This is a genomic window from Pseudomonas sp. ES3-33, assembly GCF_000952175.1.
In the GTDB taxonomy this organism is placed as follows: domain Bacteria; phylum Pseudomonadota; class Gammaproteobacteria; order Pseudomonadales; family Pseudomonadaceae; genus Aquipseudomonas; species Aquipseudomonas gregormendelii.
On the sequence record NZ_JZRI01000044.1, the window covers coordinates 266,597 to 282,406 of the forward strand.

Here is a 15,810-nt window from a genome sequence, read left to right on the forward strand (position 1 = left end):
GCAGGTCGGCTCATTGGCCGTTAAGCGCCCCATGCGCCTGGCGCCACCCTAGCCTTGCGGACATCTGCGCCGCCTCGTCCAATCGGACGAGCCCCTGCAATAGTGTTAGTCCGTTGAGACGATGTTGGGCATTTGCAAACGCCCAATACTGGCCATACGAAAACTCCACTCCATGAGGCCAGTCATGGCAATGCAAAGCATCAGCTTCGATCCCCAGGCATTCCGCGCCGCGCTCGGCACGTTCACCACCGGGGTCACGATCATCACCACCCAGACCGAAGACGGCTCTCCGGTTGGCATCACCGCCAACAGTTTCAACTCGGTGTCGCTTAACCCGCCGTTGGTACTCTGGAGCCTCTCCAAGCAGGCACGCAGTCTGCCGATCTTCAGCAGCGGCAAGCATTGGAATGTGCACGTGCTGTCCACGGAGCAGGAGACACTGTCGGGACGTTTTGCCACTCAGGGCGAGGACAAATTCGCCGAGATCGAACTCGACAATGGCATCAGCGAGGCACCGCTATTGCAAGATTGCACGGCGCGTTTCCAATGCCGCACGGCGTTCCAGTACGAAGGCGGTGACCATGTGATCTTTGTCGGTGAGGTACTCGCCTTCGATCACAGCGACCGCGCGCCGCTGGCGTTCCAAAGCGGCCAGTACGCCCTGGCAACGCGTAAGCCACGCAGCGAACTGCGACTGGCGACCACCCCGCCACCGCCCGAGTGCAGCTATACCGAGGACTTGCTCGGTTACCTGTTGGGACGTGGGCACTATCAAGTGCTGAACGTCTTGCGCAAGCTATTGAACAGTCAGCAGCTGGACGAACAGACGTTTTTTGTTCTTTCCATACTGTGTATCCGCGACAACCTCACCCTTGAGGAAATCAACACCTTTGTGAACTACACAGGCCGCGAAGTCACCCTGGCCAGCATGCGTTTTCTCGAACGCCAGCGCCTGGTGGCGTTCGAGGGCTCGGCAGAGTCCTTGCGGTTTGTCCTCACGGCCCAGGGCCGCGAAGTTTCGCTGCATCAAGTCGCTTTGGCCAAGGCCGTGGAAGAAGATCTTGCCGTCAAGCTCGGCGCGGCCGACGCTCAAGCCTTGAAGGTGTTGCTCAAGCGCCTGATCGTCGTAAGCGACCCCGGCCTGCCGGATCTGTGGGCACCACGTTGACTGCCCGCGCAGGTTTGTTGCCACCGGCCAGGGTCGGCTGGGGCAGCCATGGGTTGCTGTTGTTGCTGGCGATGGTATTTGCCGACAATTTCGTCGGTCGACAAATACTGGCGGTCATGGTCGAACCGATCAAATCCGAATTTGCGGTCAGCGACACCGCCATCGGGTTGATCTCGGGATTGGCGTTCGCGGCAGTCTATGCACTCATGGGCCTGCCAGCGGGTCGCCTGGTGGACCGCATGCCACGTATACGGCTGCTGGCAATGTCCTGTTTGCTCTGGGCCTTGGCGACCATGGCTTGTGGCCTGGCCGGCAGCTTCCTGGCGCTGGCCTTCGCGCGCATGCTGGTTGCAGTCAGCGAGTCGCCGACAACTTCGGCCTCGCTGTCGTTGATCGCAGACCTGTACCCACCACAACGGCGTTCATTTGCCATCAGTTGCTTTACCGCCGCACCGACCTTCTCCTCGATCATCGGGTTAAGCATCGGTGCCTGGGTGGTGGAGCACTATGGCTGGCGCAGTGCGTTCATTGCCCTTGGGGTGCCGGCGCTGGTGTTCAGCGCCATCCTCGCGCTTTTCGTACGCGACCCTCAACGCGGTCGTTGGGATGTTACACAGTCCCACACCCCTCACGCCCTGCTGGGCATGGGCGCTGAAGCGCGCAAGCTGTGGGCGCTGCCAGCGTATCGTTGCCTGATCCTCGCAGGTGGACTGACCACACTCAGTTCCTATGCCATTGGCATGTGGAACACCAGCTTCCTGGTGCGCTCACACGGCCTGTCCCTGCAACACGCCGGATTGCTGGCAGGAGTGATCTGCGGAATTTCGGCGGGAATCGGTGGTTTGTTCAGCGGCTGGTTGAGTGACCGCCTGTGCCGGCGCAATCCACACTGGCAAGTTTCAATCCCGATTTTCGGCCACTTGGCGGCTATCTGTGCGCTGGTCCCCTATCTGCTCTGGTCCGACTCCCTGCTGGTGCGCCTGGGTGATGTGCCGATTCCAACCGCCATGCTCTGGTGCGCGCTTTACGCATTCTTTGCCGTCTGGTGGGTCGCCCCGTCCTACAACCTTGTCACCCAACTGGTGCCACCCGGTCGACGGGGTAGCGCCATGGCTTTACAAACCATCGTCAGCACTTTGCTCGGCGTCGGTATCGGGCCACTGGCAACCGGCTTGATCAGCGACATGCTGCTTCCTCTGTTTGGCCACGAGTCATTGCGATATGCGCTGCTGTTGGTGAATCTGCCGGTCATTTGCTCGGTGCTATTGCTGATGCGGACCGCGAGCCATGCGTCAAGCACGGGTTATGGCCACGGGGGTTAAGCTGAGCTGTGCGAGCAATTCGTCCGAAGACATGACATCGGCATATTCATCACCCAGTATTGCCAAAGTCAGTGCCTGAACCGTTGTCGCGTCCCAGCACTCCCCATGCGCCCCGACGACAGGCACGGCGGTCGTAGCGTCTGAGGGAAGGATGATCCTGTAGCCAAGGGCTTTCCCCGCACGAACGGTGGCGTCGATACTGTTATGAACCACCACCCCCGTCAGCACTAAGCGCTTCACTCGCATGCTGGTCAGCACGGCATCCAGTTCGGTACCAATGAACGCGCAGTTTTCCTGTTTGGTGATGACCGGTTCTCCCTGGATCGGGGCAACTTCTTTCTTGATGCCATTCCATGGGCCATGCACGTAATAGCTGGACGCAGGCGCCTGTTCATCGTGCTTCACGTGCAAAACGGGCCAACCGTTTGATCGCCATAGGCCAAGCAGGCGCTGGATCACTGCCAAGTACCCAGGATTGTTTTTTCCATCCCAGTTTGGGCGATCGATCGCGTCCTGAACGTCAAGGATGACAAGGGGGATCAGGCTGATTTCATCCTTCATGTGATGTCAGTTCCTTCAAGTGGACCGCGAGTCGGCTGCCGGCCACCGCACCGCCTTGGATTGCTGGTCAATATACGTGCACCACTGCTCGGAGCTTCGATCAGGGACGTTTGCCCTGCCCCGCACCCCCAGCTTGAATTCGATCACGGATTTCCATTCCTCAGAGCCTATATCCGGCCCGTGCCCTTGCGCATCGGCGGTCAGCAGTTTCTTGTCGATCGACTGGTACCATGCCTCAGAGCACGGCGATTGCGCCTGGACAAAACCTGCGGCGCCAACAAACAACAATGCCAGATACTTGCTCATGTGCAGTCCTTTTTGATCTCGTCAGGTACCCAGTTTTCACCAGATTCGCGCCAAAAGTGTAAACCTGGATACCTGTGGACGCACGTCACCTTGAGCCTGTCTCTAAACGGTTGCGCGGCTCACTCCACCAAAAGGCCTTGCTCGTCCTCACATCTCCACCTGAGTCCCCAGTTCGATCACCCTGTTGAGGGGCAATTTGAAGTACTTCAGATTGCTATTGGCGTTCTTCAGCAGAAACGCGAACAGACCCTCTCGCCAGCGTGCCATACCCATGCGCTTCGTTGGGACCACCGTCTCACGGCTGAGGAAATAGGTCGTGCGCATCGGGCTGAAATCCAGCTCATTCAAATGACAAAGACTCAAGGCTGTAGGCACGTCCGGCTCCTCCATGAAGCCGAAGTGGAGGCTGACCCGGAAGAACCCGTCGCCATAGGCTTCAACTTCAAACCGCCTATCTGCACTCACTCGAGGACTGTCCTCGGACACTACGGTGAGCAATACCACTTGCTCGTGCAGCACCTGGTTATGCAGCAGATTGTGCAAGAGTGCATGGGGAACCGCATCGGCCCTGGCCGTCAGGAAAACCGCAGTCCCCTGCACACGATGCGGCGGCTGTGAACGGATACTGCTGATGAACAGCGGCAAAGGCAGCGCGGTCTCATCCAGCCGCTCGACGATGATTTTCCGCCCGCGCTTCCAAGTCGTCATCAAGATAAACAGACCAATACCGGCGATCACCGGGAACGCGCCGCCCTGGAAAATCTTGGGCGCGTTGGCAGCGAAGTACAGGCTGTCGACCAGCAGAAACCCGATCAGCATGGGTATCGCCAGCCACCGAGGCGTTTTCCAAAGGAGCAGCACGACAGCCGAGGACAAGATGGTGGTGATCAACATGGTGCCCGTCACCGCGACCCCATAGGCAGCGGCCAAGGCACTGGACGACTCGAACCCGATCACCAACAGCACGACACCGACCATCAGCGCCCAGTTGACCGTGCCGATGTAAATCTGCCCCTGCTCCTGGCTGGAGGTGTGCTGGATAAACATGCGAGGGACGTAACCTAGCTGGATAGCCTGGCGCGTCAGGGAGAAAGCGCCGGAGATCACGGCTTGCGACGCGATGATGGTTGCCAGGGTGGAGAGCGCGACCATCGGCAGCAGCGCCCAGCTTGGCGCGAGCAGATAGAACGGATTGCGCACCGCCTCCGGGTTCTCCAGGATCAGGGCACCCTGGCCAAAATAATTGAGCACCAGCCCCGGCAACACCAGAATGAACCAGGCGCGGGAAATCGGTTTGCGACCAAAGTGGCCCATGTCGGCATACAGCGCCTCAGCGCCAGTCAATGCCAGCACGACGGCGCCCAAAATCGCCACACCCATTCCCGGATGAACCACGAAGAACTGCACTGCCCAAACAGGGTTAAGCGCTTGCAGCACTTCGGGACGCTGCAAAATACCGTGGATCCCGAGCGCGCCCAATACCACAAACCACAGCACCATAATCGGACCAAACAGGATGCCGATGCGGGCGGTGCCGTGTTTTTGTATCAGGAACAGCGCCACCAGCACGACCACTGACAGGGGCACCACCCAATGTTCTATGCCATCAAAAGCCAGCTGCAGCCCTTCAACCGCCGACAGCACCGAAATCGCCGGGGTAATCATGCTGTCCCCGTAAAAAAGTGCCGCCCCGAACAGACCGAGCAGCACCAGTACCTTGCTCATGTGGGGATAAGGGCTGGCCGCGCGGCGGGCCAAAGCCGTCAATGCCATGATGCCGCCTTCGCCCTGGTTGTTGGCACGCAGGATGAACAGCACGTATTTGATCGAGACGACCCAGATCAGTGACCAAAAGATCAACGACAGGATCCCCAGCACGCCGTCGTGGTTTACCTGAACGCCGTAGTGGCCGGAAAACACTTCTTTAAGCGTGTAGAGGGGGCTGGTGCCAATGTCGCCATATACCACGCCGACAGCGGCGACGAGCATGCCCACTCCTGACGTTTTGGATGGGTAATTTTCGTTTGCAACGGTCACTGTCTCACTCAAGGGGCGCTTCTCTCAATCATCGGGGAGTACTGCACGCCTTCCTTGCGCAATGCCTCTGCTCCAGGCCTATCGGGAAGGAAAGGCCTGGGCGATTAAAAAATCGCCGCCAGTATCGTGTCCGGCAAAAACGCTCACTGTAAAAAAAACGTAAAAAAATTTGGTCAGCCACCGCCTTTGCAGCGTCACCCCAATGATCGAAGGCGGACAGCATTTCTTCCTGACTGGCATTGCGCACCCATGGCGCGTCGCTTGGCCAGGTGGGATCAGGGTGCCCATCCCTGGGCGTGAGCTTTTCTACTGCGGTACGGCTTGTTTGGATGAAGTTGTTCGACGGGTCGCAGAGTTCTGGATCAGGAACACCAGAATAGCGATGGCACCGATCAGACCGGGTACCGCAAAGATGAGAAAGCTTGCCTGTAACGGCAATGAAGAAGCATGCAATGCGCCCCCCAGCAAGGGACCGATGATGGCACCGGTCCGACCGATACCCATGGCCCAACCCAGCCCTGTAGACCGAATATGCGCTGGGTAGTACTGCACCGTGCAGGCGTTAGCCAGGATTTGCGTGCCAATGGTGCACGCCCCTGCAATGGCGATGAGCAAATACAGGACGGGTAAAGGTGCTTTCAGCGCCAGCAGGCTCAGGGCGATCGCCCCGCAAGTGAAAAAAGCGAACAACACCTTGGCGATGCCAATCCGGTCTCCCAGCCAGCCTCCGGCCACTGCACCGATGATCGCGCCGCCGTTGAGCGCCAACAGAAACGCCAAGCTGGAATTCAGGCCATAACCGGCGGCAGTCATCAGTTTCGGCAGCCAGGAGCTCAATGCATATACCATCAGCAAGCAACAGAAAAACGCCAGCCACAGCATCAGGGTATTCAACTTGCGCCCGTCCTGGAACAGTTGCGCAATGGACACCGTCGTCCCTTTGGCGACCATCGGGTTCAACTGGTCACCGGCGGTGGGTGCATATGACGGCGTAGCGTGTGCCAGCAGTCTTTGGGCCTCGACGGTCTGCCCGGTGCGCAGCAGGAAATCTATCGACTCCGGCAATTGCCGAATCAGAAACGGCAAGGCCAACAGCGGAATCAGCGCCACATAGAACACCACCTGCCAGCCCCATTGGGGAATCAGCACCATGCCCAGGCCCGCTGAGAGCATCCCCCCTAGCGAATAGCCACTGAACATGATCGCCACCAGGGTGCTGCGGGATTTCTTCGGTGCGTACTCGTTCATCAGCGCGACCACGTTGGGCATGACGCCGCCGATCCCCAGGCCAGCGATGAATCGGCACAAGGCGAAGGCCTCGGGGCTCCGGGCCAGACCGTTCAGGGCTGTGACTACGCTGAAGATGGCAACACACATCATGATGGTTTTACGTCGGCCTAGGCGATCCGACAATGAACCGAAAAACAATGCCCCCAGCATCATGCCCACCAGCGCGCAACTGCCCAGCGCCCCGGCCTGCAACGAACTCAAGCCCCACTCGGCCATCAGTGAGGGCAACACGACCCCATAGATGACCAGGTCATAACCGTCGAAAATGATGATCAGTGCGCACCAGAACAGCACGCGGGCATGGAAGGCATTAAAACGCGCCCCGTCAATCAGGGCCGAGACATCAATCGTACGCATGGCATCGCTCTTCTTGTCATTGTTATAGAGCCGGAGGATCTGTCGCCCCCCGGAAATCGCGCGGTGTCCAATGGTGTTAAGCAGAGCATTGAGCACTGGACATGGGTTCGATGATGGGCAAACCCGCGCCCGTGATAAATGCAGCCAGGTGAATAGGTATTATTTCGAACGTGAATAAACCTCGGACGAAACAAAAGCCCCACTGATATCCAATGGACGCGCCCCTCTGGCACTTGTTAGGCTTTGGCCCTTGCAGCGGCCATTTCAGAGCGGTGCAGACCCCAAGGGTGGGCAAAGATTTACGGCCCTTATGAGCACGCAATCTGCACGAGACGTTATGGAATTACGTGAACTTGATCTCAATCTGCTGCTGGTATTCAACCAGTTGCACATCGACCGCCGGGTATCAACGGCGGCCGATAGCCTTGAGTTGACCCAGCCCGCTGTGAGCAACGCGTTGAAGCGCTTGCGTGTCGCTTTGAATGACGAGCTGTTCGTTCGCACGTATCAGGGAATGGAGCCCACGCCCTACGCCCGGCAGTTGGCTGAGCCGGTGGCCATGGCCATCCAGACCTTGCGCGATGCGCTGAGCCGTCAGGACACCTTCGACCCGCGCAACTGCAATCGCCGATTTACCATGGCAATGACCGACATTGGCGAAATCTACTTCATGCCGCGGCTGATGGACGCCCTGGCTGAGCGCGCGCCGGGTTGCTCGATCAGTACCCTGCGCAACACCTCCAATACCCTGGCCGAAGGCTTGCAGAACGGTGCAATTGACCTCGCAGTCGGCTTGCTTCCGCACCTGCAAGCCGGATTTTTTCAGCAGCGCCTGTTTCACCATCGCTATGTCTGCGTATGCCGCAAGGACCACCCCGCGACCCGGGAGCCGCTGACGCTTGAGCGTTTCTGCAGTTATGGCCACGTTCGGGTCGTCGCGGCGAACACCGGTCACGGTGAAGTAGATACGTTCCTGGCGCGGGCCGGCATCGAGCGCAACATACGCCTGGAGGTTCCGCATTTCGTCGCCGTCGGCCACATACTTCAACGCACCGACTTGATGGCCACAGTGCCTGAACGATTTGCCAGCAGTTGCGAACAACCCTTCGGGCTCGCGGTTTTACCGACGCCAGTGGAACTGCCCAACATCGAAATAAACCTGTTCTGGCATGCGCGCTATAACAAGGATCCCGCCAATCGCTGGCTGCGCCAGCTGATGTTTGAGTTATTTTCTGATTAGTGGCTGACAATCACCCGGCCGGTTATGGATGGCCGCGTTAAAAACGCAAAATCTCCAACGTAGCGCGCAGCCCCGTGGGCGTGCGGTTTTCCAACCGGACCTGCCCTCCCAGGCGATCGGCAATCGCCTGGACGATGTTCAGCCCCAGACCCGCGCCCTGATCATTGCCGCGGCTGTAGAAGCGTTCGAACAGCCTGTCGCGATCTTCCTCATTGATCCCCGGCCCCTCATCCTCAACAGACAATTGGTAGTGATCGCCCTGTTTACTCAGCCTGACAGTGATCAAACCGTGCTTAGGCGAAAAGTTGGCGGCATTGGTCACCAAATTGTTCAAGGCGATGTCGATGGCGGCGGGATCGACCCTGACGGGGCCGATGTCGTCGCTGACATCGAAGGCCAGTTCCAGCCCCTTGTTCAACAACCAGGGCGTCAACTGCACCAGGCTGGCACGCACGGTGGCCGCCAGATCAATGGCCGGTGATGGCGGTATCGCTGATTGCGGTTCAAGGCGGGCCATGGTCAGCAATTGGTTGACCAGTCGGGTGGTACGGTCCACGCCGGCGATCAAATGTTCCAGGGACTCACGGCGATCCTCTTCGCTCCCCGCCTCCATCAGGTTCTGTGCATGGACCCTGAGCACCGCTAACGGCGTACGCATCTCATGGGCCGCATCAGCGATAAAACGCCGCTCGCGCCCCATGACTTCCTGGATCTGCGCGAGCATGCGATTGAGCGCCGCTTGCATCGGTTCCAGCTCGCTGGGCAGCGGGGTCAGTTGCAGCGGCTCCAGCGAGCCGCTATGCCGAGCCCGCAGCGTGGCCGCCATGTCGGCCAGGGGCTTGAGGCCCCAGCCAATGGCCATCCACACCATCGCTGCCAGAATCAGGCTGCCCAGCACATTGGGCAACAGGGTATGGCGCAGGATCCGGTCCACCAGGTCCGAACGCACATCGTCCCGTTCACCCACCCAGATCCGTAGATCCGTTTGTTTGTCCTCCAGCATGAAGGCGCGCCAGTGGCGGTTGTTCAGGTCCACCACATCACTGAAGCCTGGGGTGACTGGCGGTGTGCCAAAAGACGGTGCACTGGCGGTGTGCACCAGCACCTGGCCCTGACGATTCCAGACCTGAAAGGCAATTTTGCTTTCATAGGGATGGCCATCGACCTTGGGCACCGCCTCGCCCAAGGCCTTATTGAACGCCTGGTACAGTTCGGCGTGTTCCTTGCTGGCCAGCGGCATGCGCATCACGCCCTGCAGCAGCCGGGCGTTCTGGGCTAGCTGGGCGTCGTAGACTTCGGCGATTTCGTGATTGCTGTCGTTCCAGTTGAACACGGTGATCACTGCCAGGCCGGCGAGCATCAGGCCGATGATCAGCGTCAGCGTGCGACGCCGGATGGAGGTCATCGACGTTCCTCCACCAGGTAACCAACTCCGCGAATGGTACGGATCAGGTCAGTGGAGAACTTTTTGCGCAGGTGATGAATGTGCACTTCCAGCGTGTTGCTTTCGGCCTCTTCGTTCCAGCCGTAGAGCAACTGCATCAGGTGATCGCGGGTCATGACCCGGCCCGGTGGCGAGAGAAGTTCGTGGAGCAGTTGATACTCCTTGGGCGTCAGTGCCACCGGTTCACCCATATAGCTGACTTGCTGCGTGCCCGGATTGAGGCTGATGCCAGCGTGTTCGATGAGCATCTGCGCACGCCCGGCGCTGCGCCGCAGCAAGGCCCGCAGACGCGCCTTGAGTTCGGCCAGATCGAAGGGCTTGATCAGGTAATCGTCGGCACCGGCATCCAGCCCGGCGATACGGTCTTCGGTGGCGTCCCGCGCCGTAAGAATCAACACCGGCAGGTTGGAGCCGCTGTCACGCAGGCGGCGCAGCACTTCCAGCCCGTCCATGCGTGGCAGGCCGAGGTCGAGCACCGCCAGGTCGAAGGATTCGCTGAGTAGCGCGTGCAAGGCACTGCTACCGTCCTGCAACCAGTCCACGGTGTACCCTTCGCGGCCGAGGGCCTGATGAATGCCTTCACCCAGCGCCACGTCATCCTCAATCAGTAATAAGCGCACACGGACTCCTGTCAGTCTATTTTCTTGTTCACGTCCACCAGCAGCGCTTCGATCTCTTTGCGCCGTCCGGCGTCGGCCAGTTCCCGTCCTGGCCTTGGGGCAGCCTGCAGGGCTTTTTGCAGCGCACCCCGGGCTTCGCTGTAGCGTTTTTGACGGTAGAGGTGATCGCCCCAGAAGTACAGACTATCGATGCCGTCAGGGTTCAGTTGCAAGGCCTGCTTGAGCAACTGATCGGCCCTGTCAGCGTCACCGAAACCGATCGGCCAGCCTGGCACACGGTCGTACAGTGCGCCGAGGCTGGTGTAGGCCGAGCCTTGCAAGGCTTTGGGGTCCAGGGCCAGGGCTTTCTCCAGATCGACTTTTGCATCCTTGACCTTGCTCAATGCTCCGAGCCCGCCCTGGGCACCGGCCCAACTGCTGGTGACGATTCCGGACCAGATCCAGGCTTCGGCCACGGACTGGCGGTCGTGCGTGAACGCCGACGCCTGGCCGGCCAGCTTTTCAAAAGCGGCGGTACGTTGATCGGCGGGCATTTCATATTGAATGTGTGCCCAGCTTTGCTGGATGCCACTGAGACGTTGTTGATCGGCGGCATCAAGCGCCCAGGCGTTTGCGCTCAAGGCGCCCATCAGCAGGCAGGCGAAGATTTTTTTCATGGCTTGAGGTTCTCGTTATCAGGCTTCTGACTCAGACGACGGATCAGTGGCAGCTGCTTGCGCAGGCCGCGATCCACCAGGTTGGGCAACAGGCTGTTCAGGCCCACGAAGAAGCGTTCCGGCCAGCCCAGGTACAGGTCACGGTGGTCACCGGCAATGGCGTGCATCACCGCCGAGGCAACTTTTTGCGGATCATCGACGTTGGATTTGAGGGCATCATTCAACGCCTGCGCTGCCGCGCTGTTCATGCTGGTGCGGGTGGCTCGTGGTGCGACGTACAACACCCCGACCCGGGTGTCGGCGAGCTCACGACGCAGGGCTTCGGAAAACCCCCGCAGGGCAAACTTGGTGGCGCAATAGCTGGCGTAGCCGGGGTAACCGATCGAGCCATAGGTCGAGCCGACGTTCACCACCATGGCGCTTTCAGCCTGCTTGAGCAGCGGCAGCAGCAACCTGGTGAGGCAGATCGGCGCGCTGACGTTCACCGCCAGCATGGCGTTGATGTCGCTGTCATCGAGCTGTTCAAGCATGGCGAAGTGATTGATCCCGGCGGCGTTGATCAGCAGGTTCAGACCCCCGATGCCTTCGGCGGCGGCCAGTACTTTACGGCGGTCGGTGAGGAACGTCAGGTCGGCGCCGACCCAGGACAACTGCTGTGGGTAGCGTTCCAGTAAAGGCACCAGCGGTTCCCGGTGCCGAGCCACGGCCAATACCCTGGCGCCACTGGCGCACAGGGCCGTGGCGATTGCCAGGCCGATGCCGCCACTGGCGCCGGTCAGCACCACGCGGGCTTCAGACAGGCGCATGGGGGGTCTCCCCGTCGCGCGGCAAGCCGCGGAACATATCGGTGTACAGCGCGTACACCACTTTGGAGGCATGAATCACGGCAGCCTGGTCAGACGGATCATCAAGGGTGTTCATCAAGCGGCGATAGGTCTGCATGTGCTCGATATCCAGCGAGCCATGGGAGCTGAGGTAACTGAACGCGCTTTGCGGCAAGTCCAGGCGTTCGCGGATGCTCTCGGCGGCGTGGGTGGCCAGGGCGATACTGGTGCCTTCCAGCACATTGACCATGCCAAACAGGTCCACCGGATTGCCCCGGGCAATCAGGTCGTAGAGGTAGCTGACCATCAATTCGATCGGCAAGGAGGGACGACCGTCGCGCACCGCCGCCTTGTCGCCACCGCAGGCTTCGATATCGTTGAGGATCCACTGTTCGTGGCCGTATTCGTCTTCGATGTACTCGCACACTGCTTTGCGCAGCCATTCCAGACGCGACGGCAGGCGTGCACCGCAGGCCATCATCAACGGCACGGTATGGCGCACGTGGTAATAGGCTTGCGCCAGGAAGGCCCGGTAGCTCTCCAGGCTGACCTTGCCCTCCAGAGCATCGCGAATGACCGGCAGGTTGAACAGCGCGTGGCGTTCGTGTTGAGTGGCTTCTTGCAGGTTGTCGAAAAAACTCATGACGCAGATTCCTCTGAAAAAAAAGCGTTAGTCAGTTGCGCGCGGTACTGCTCGACGATGGCGTCCCGGCGTGGTCGGCCATTGGCAGTCAGCAAGCCGTTGGCGGAGGTGAACGGTTGAGCGAGACGGGTCCAGTGGTGAACCTGGGCGTAATTGGGCAAGGCCGCGTTGGCCTGAGCCACGGCGGCGGCCAACTCCGCGTCTGTGCAATCGAGGCGATGAGGCCAAAGCAGCGCGTGATTGCCCGGCATGGCCTCGCCGTAGACAAAGGCCTGGGCGATATCGCGGCGTTGAGTCAGTTCGGACTCGACCCATTCGGGGTTCACGTTGCGGCCATAACTGGTGACGAACTGGTGTTTCTTGCGCCCCTTGAGATACAGAAAGCCCTCGGCGTCGAATTCACCGAGATCGCCGCTGGGCCACCACTCATCGCAGTGCTCAGCCTGGCCGAGGTAACCCAGCAGGGTCGAGCCCTTGATCAGCACTTCGCCGTCGTCGGCCAGACGGATCTCCACGTGGGGCAGAGGCCGCCCGACGCTGCCGGCGCGACGTGCCTCTGGCCGGTTCAGGCACACCACCGACGCGCACTCCGACAGCCCGTAGCCTTCATAAACCGGCAGACCGGCCCGTCGCGCCCGGTGCAGCAAATCTTCACTCACCCGGGCGCCGCCCACTGCGGCAAAACGCAACGAGTAGGGGCTGAAGGCTTTTTGCTCGGCGGCGCTGACCAATAACAACAGCAACTGCGGCACCAGAATCACACTCTCGGGCGCACGGGTGGCCAGGCAACCGAGTAGTCGCGGCACATCCACACCGCTGGCCCCCTCGATACCGAGGGTTTTCTGGCTGGGCAGGCTCAGCTTCGCGCCGGCGTACAGCGCCGCATAGCAGCCGATGTTTTCCAACAGGATCGCCAGTGGCAAAAGCGCAAGGTGATGCTGTGGATCAGTGGGCTTGCTTGCCTGATCGAGTTCGCGGGCGACCCGAAGGATACTTTCGGCACTCAGGCACACGCCTTTGGGAGTGCCGGTGGTGCCCGAGGTGAAGGTCAGTTTGGCGGTGCCCTCGGGCATTCGGTTCGGGCCGTTGAACGTGCGCCGCCAGAATTCACCGTTCTTTTCGTAGCCGCCCGTTTGCAGTTCCGCTTCCAGAGCCGGCTCGGCAATCACCAGGGCAGCCTGGCTTTGCTTGAGACAATGTTTACGTTGAGCTGGCGTGAAGAAAGGGGGCAACGCCAGGCAGGTCAAGCCTTCGAACAGCACGGCCAGGTCCCACAGCATGGCGTCGACACCATTGTCCAGGGCCAGTGCAACAACCTGGACGTTTTCATCCCGTAGACGCTGCTGGCGGTACATCACTTCCGCGTAGAGCGTCGCGTAGTCCAGCTTCAGGTGATCCCCCCAAATAGCGATGGCATTGGTCTTGCGTTCGGCATGGGAGCGCAGGGTCTGTTTGAAACGCTCGATTTCAGGCGACATGGCTGGATTCCTCGATGGACGCTGGCAACCCCAATCGGCTGAACATCCCTATGTTGCGCAAATGAATGAAGCCGGCGCGGATGTTGCCAACGTGCACCCAGGGTTTGCTCTCGTAGTAGCTGCCCCAGCTGTGGCGGTCCTCGCCCAAACGCGCGGGATCGGCGGCGCAAAGGGTCACGGGCTTCAAGCCCAGACGGTGAAAGCTGTTCACCAGGCCGATGTTGCCGGTGAACGCCACCCATTCCAGGCCGCCCATGGCCAGCAGATAGGTAATGGCGATGATGCTCATGCGTGCACTGCCAGTGTCGCTGGCGGCCAGGTTGCCCACTTCAACGATGCCCCTGCGGGCGACTTCACAGTCGGCAGCGGCACTGATCAGCGGGTCGACCGGCTCGTCCAGGTAGCGTTCCAGAAACAGCGGTTCACGGCTCGCCAGGCGCACGCCGGCCACTGCACACAGTTCACCTGAGGCGTTGTTCATGCCGAACAGCTCCGGCATGAAATGACGGATGTCCGCGCCGTGGGCCTTGCGGAAACGCTGCTGGATAAAGGCTTCCAGGACGGGGCGCAGGGGTTCGTCCGGCAGAGCGCGGGCCAGACTCAGCTGCGGGGTTTCGGCTTGGCCGAAATGCAGGGGCAGAGCGATGTTCCAGTCAATATCGGGCATTGGAAGACGCCTCCCGGGAAAGTGTGGGAGAAGTATCCGAGGCATTTCTTAACGGAGTCTGAAGGTGGCCAAAAGATCGGCAGGGGCAGTCTTCAGATTGCCTTAAGACTGGATAGGCAGGCTGGCGTCATTCGGTTCGCTTACCGAACGAAACCGGACCGCGCAAATGATTGTGCAGCCACACCAACGTCCAAGAGGCCTGTTATGACTCGCGATTTACTCGCTCACGACCGCTACGCAAAACTCTCGATCACCTTGCACTGGCTGATGCTCGGGCTGTTTGTCGGGGTCTATGCCTGTATCGAGATCAGGGGCTGGCTGCCGCGCCAGCACCCGTTGAAAGGACCACTACTGGGTACCCATGCGCTTTTTGGACTGGCGATTTTTTCCTTGGTGTGGGTGCGCTTACTCGGTCGTTTACAAAAACGTCCGCCCATCACGCCTCGCCCCCCCGCGTGGCAGACTGCGCTGGCCCACCTCACCCACCTGGCGCTCTATGTGCTGATGATCGTCACGCCCCTGCTCGCCTGGCTGATGCTCAGTGCCGCCGGTAAACCAATACCGTACTTTGCTTTTACCCTGCCCTCGCCTATCGCACTCGATCCTGATTTGGCGAAGCAATTCAAAGAATGGCATGAATGGCTGGGTAACGCCGGGTACTGGCTGATTGGCGTGCACGCCTGCGCCGGGATTTTCCACCATTACTGGATGCGCGATAACACCCTGACCCGGATCCTGCCCAAGCGCTTTGTGCGCTAGTGTCTGACGGCAATCATTCCAACCTTCAGCACTACTGAACCGCTGACCTGGTCCAGCCAGGGCAACGGCTTGACTCCGCTTGGCCTGTCAGGTGCAGAAATCGAGGGCGCCTGGCCTTCATCGCCCTGGTGCACGACAACGGACAATTGATTGAGGTGGGCGTCAGTCGTTATGCGGCCACGGGTGAACAGCAATGTGAATGCGCCATTACGGTCGCCGATGAATGGAATCACCTGGGACTGGGTACACTGCTGATGGAACATTTGATCAAGGCGGCGCGCCACAACGGTTACCGGCAGATGTATTCGGTCGATTCCGCCAGCAACGCGCCCATGCGTGACCTCGCCAGATCGCTTGGGTTTGAAACTTACACTGACCCTGATGACCGCCACCAGGTCATTCATCGTCTGCAACTGTGAACCGTCGCCCCGCGATCTT

At 60.0% G+C, this 15,810-nt stretch carries 15 protein-coding genes and 1 pseudogene; 5 read left to right on the forward strand and 11 right to left on the reverse strand.

What is annotated here, in order from left to right; all coding sequences use genetic code 11:
• Positions 1–184: 184 nt before the first annotated feature.
• Together UB23_RS06820 and UB23_RS06825 are read left to right on the forward strand one after the other, a co-directional pair.
• Positions 185–1,168: a flavin reductase family protein gene (locus UB23_RS06820; RefSeq protein ID WP_045058559.1), complete on the forward strand. Its 984-nt coding sequence runs from the start codon at positions 185–187 to the stop codon at positions 1,166–1,168.
• On the forward strand, positions 1,165–2,490 hold the full coding sequence (locus UB23_RS06825; protein WP_177328534.1) for a spinster family MFS transporter: 1,326 nt from the start codon (positions 1,165–1,167) through the stop codon (positions 2,488–2,490). The genes UB23_RS06820 and UB23_RS06825 overlap by 4 nt, the downstream gene beginning before the upstream one ends.
• On the opposite strand, the gene UB23_RS06830 is transcribed toward UB23_RS06825, so the two are convergent.
• The 4 genes from UB23_RS06830 to UB23_RS06845 form a co-directional block, all read right to left on the reverse strand.
• Positions 2,461–3,051, reverse strand: coding sequence for an isochorismatase family protein (locus UB23_RS06830; protein ID WP_045058560.1), 591 nt, complete (start codon positions 3,049–3,051; stop codon positions 2,461–2,463). The two genes, UB23_RS06825 and UB23_RS06830, sit on opposite strands and share 30 nt — an antisense overlap.
• Before the next feature lie 15 nt (positions 3,052–3,066).
• Complete coding sequence (locus UB23_RS06835; RefSeq protein WP_045058561.1) at positions 3,067–3,357, reverse strand: hypothetical protein; 291 nt, start codon at positions 3,355–3,357, stop codon at positions 3,067–3,069.
• 147 nt (positions 3,358–3,504) lie between these two features.
• Entirely contained in the window at positions 3,505–5,346 is a 1,842-nt protein-coding gene (locus UB23_RS06840) for a potassium transporter Kup (RefSeq protein ID WP_045058562.1), read from the reverse strand.
• A gap of 354 nt (positions 5,347–5,700) precedes the next feature.
• Positions 5,701–7,041, reverse strand: coding sequence for an MFS transporter (locus UB23_RS06845; protein ID WP_045058563.1), 1,341 nt, complete (start codon positions 7,039–7,041; stop codon positions 5,701–5,703).
• 337 nt (positions 7,042–7,378) lie between these two features.
• Here UB23_RS06845 and UB23_RS06850 point away from each other — a divergent pair, with 337 nt between their 5' ends.
• Entirely contained in the window at positions 7,379–8,281 is a 903-nt protein-coding gene (locus tag UB23_RS06850; protein ID WP_045058564.1) for a LysR family transcriptional regulator, read from the forward strand.
• Between the two features lie 37 nt (positions 8,282–8,318).
• On the opposite strand, the gene UB23_RS06855 is transcribed toward UB23_RS06850, so the two are convergent.
• From UB23_RS06855 to UB23_RS06885, 7 genes are read right to left on the reverse strand one after another with little or no spacing between them, the layout of a single operon-like run.
• Positions 8,319–9,686 carry a sensor histidine kinase gene (locus UB23_RS06855; RefSeq protein WP_045058565.1) on the reverse strand — a complete coding sequence of 456 codons (1,368 nt, stop codon included), beginning with the start codon at positions 9,684–9,686 and terminating at the stop codon, positions 8,319–8,321.
• Positions 9,683–10,345 carry a response regulator gene (locus tag UB23_RS06860; protein ID WP_045058566.1) on the reverse strand — a complete coding sequence of 221 codons (663 nt, stop codon included), beginning with the start codon at positions 10,343–10,345 and terminating at the stop codon, positions 9,683–9,685. Before UB23_RS06860 ends, UB23_RS06855 begins: the two co-directional genes overlap by 4 nt.
• Positions 10,346–10,356: 11 nt before the next feature.
• A complete protein-coding gene (locus UB23_RS06865; protein WP_045058567.1) occupies positions 10,357–11,001 on the reverse strand; it encodes a tetratricopeptide repeat protein in 645 nt (214 codons plus the stop codon).
• Entirely contained in the window at positions 10,998–11,807 is an 810-nt protein-coding gene (locus UB23_RS06870) for an SDR family oxidoreductase (RefSeq protein ID WP_045058568.1), read from the reverse strand. The genes UB23_RS06865 and UB23_RS06870 overlap by 4 nt, the downstream gene beginning before the upstream one ends.
• On the reverse strand, positions 11,794–12,468 hold the full coding sequence (locus UB23_RS06875; RefSeq protein WP_045058569.1) for a TenA family transcriptional regulator: 675 nt from the start codon (positions 12,466–12,468) through the stop codon (positions 11,794–11,796). The genes UB23_RS06870 and UB23_RS06875 overlap by 14 nt, the downstream gene beginning before the upstream one ends.
• Entirely contained in the window at positions 12,465–13,946 is a 1,482-nt protein-coding gene (locus UB23_RS06880) for an AMP-binding protein (RefSeq protein ID WP_045058570.1), read from the reverse strand. Before UB23_RS06880 ends, UB23_RS06875 begins: the two co-directional genes overlap by 4 nt.
• A complete protein-coding gene (locus UB23_RS06885) occupies positions 13,936–14,613 on the reverse strand; it encodes a thermostable hemolysin (RefSeq protein WP_045058571.1) in 678 nt (225 codons plus the stop codon). The genes UB23_RS06880 and UB23_RS06885 overlap by 11 nt, the downstream gene beginning before the upstream one ends.
• A 204-nt stretch (positions 14,614–14,817) precedes the next feature.
• Here UB23_RS06885 and UB23_RS06890 point away from each other — a divergent pair, with 204 nt between their 5' ends.
• Both UB23_RS06890 and UB23_RS06895 read left to right on the forward strand, forming a co-directional pair.
• Complete coding sequence (locus UB23_RS06890; protein ID WP_045058572.1) at positions 14,818–15,372, forward strand: cytochrome b; 555 nt, start codon at positions 14,818–14,820, stop codon at positions 15,370–15,372.
• A 98-nt stretch (positions 15,373–15,470) separates the two neighbouring features.
• Positions 15,471–15,791, forward strand: a pseudogene (locus UB23_RS06895) (GNAT family N-acetyltransferase); the annotation flags it as partial.
• Positions 15,792–15,810: the final 19 nt, after the last annotated feature.

What these genes read in the sequence shown, in the direction of transcription:
- UB23_RS06820 (WP_045058559.1), top strand. Translation starts at nt 185, where the DNA reads ATGGCAATGCAAAGCATCAGCTTCGATCCCCAGGCATTCCGCGCCGCG.
- UB23_RS06830 (WP_045058560.1), bottom strand. Translation starts at nt 3,051, where the DNA reads ATGAAGGATGAAATCAGCCTGATCCCCCTTGTCATCCTTGACGTTCAG.
- UB23_RS06835 (WP_045058561.1), bottom strand. Translation starts at nt 3,357, where the DNA reads ATGAGCAAGTATCTGGCATTGTTGTTTGTTGGCGCCGCAGGTTTTGTC.
- UB23_RS06840 (WP_045058562.1), bottom strand. Translation starts at nt 5,346, where the DNA reads ATGCTCGTCGCCGCTGTCGGCGTGGTATATGGCGACATTGGCACCAGC.
- UB23_RS06845 (WP_045058563.1), bottom strand. Translation starts at nt 7,041, where the DNA reads ATGCGTACGATTGATGTCTCGGCCCTGATTGACGGGGCGCGTTTTAAT.
- UB23_RS06850 (WP_045058564.1), top strand. Translation starts at nt 7,379, where the DNA reads ATGGAATTACGTGAACTTGATCTCAATCTGCTGCTGGTATTCAACCAG.
- UB23_RS06855 (WP_045058565.1), bottom strand. Translation starts at nt 9,686, where the DNA reads ATGACCTCCATCCGGCGTCGCACGCTGACGCTGATCATCGGCCTGATG.
- UB23_RS06865 (WP_045058567.1), bottom strand. Translation starts at nt 11,001, where the DNA reads ATGAAAAAAATCTTCGCCTGCCTGCTGATGGGCGCCTTGAGCGCAAAC.
- UB23_RS06870 (WP_045058568.1), bottom strand. Translation starts at nt 11,807, where the DNA reads ATGCGCCTGTCTGAAGCCCGCGTGGTGCTGACCGGCGCCAGTGGCGGC.
- UB23_RS06875 (WP_045058569.1), bottom strand. Translation starts at nt 12,468, where the DNA reads ATGAGTTTTTTCGACAACCTGCAAGAAGCCACTCAACACGAACGCCAC.
- UB23_RS06880 (WP_045058570.1), bottom strand. Translation starts at nt 13,946, where the DNA reads ATGTCGCCTGAAATCGAGCGTTTCAAACAGACCCTGCGCTCCCATGCC.
- UB23_RS06885 (WP_045058571.1), bottom strand. Translation starts at nt 14,613, where the DNA reads ATGCCCGATATTGACTGGAACATCGCTCTGCCCCTGCATTTCGGCCAA.
- UB23_RS06890 (WP_045058572.1), top strand. Translation starts at nt 14,818, where the DNA reads ATGACTCGCGATTTACTCGCTCACGACCGCTACGCAAAACTCTCGATC.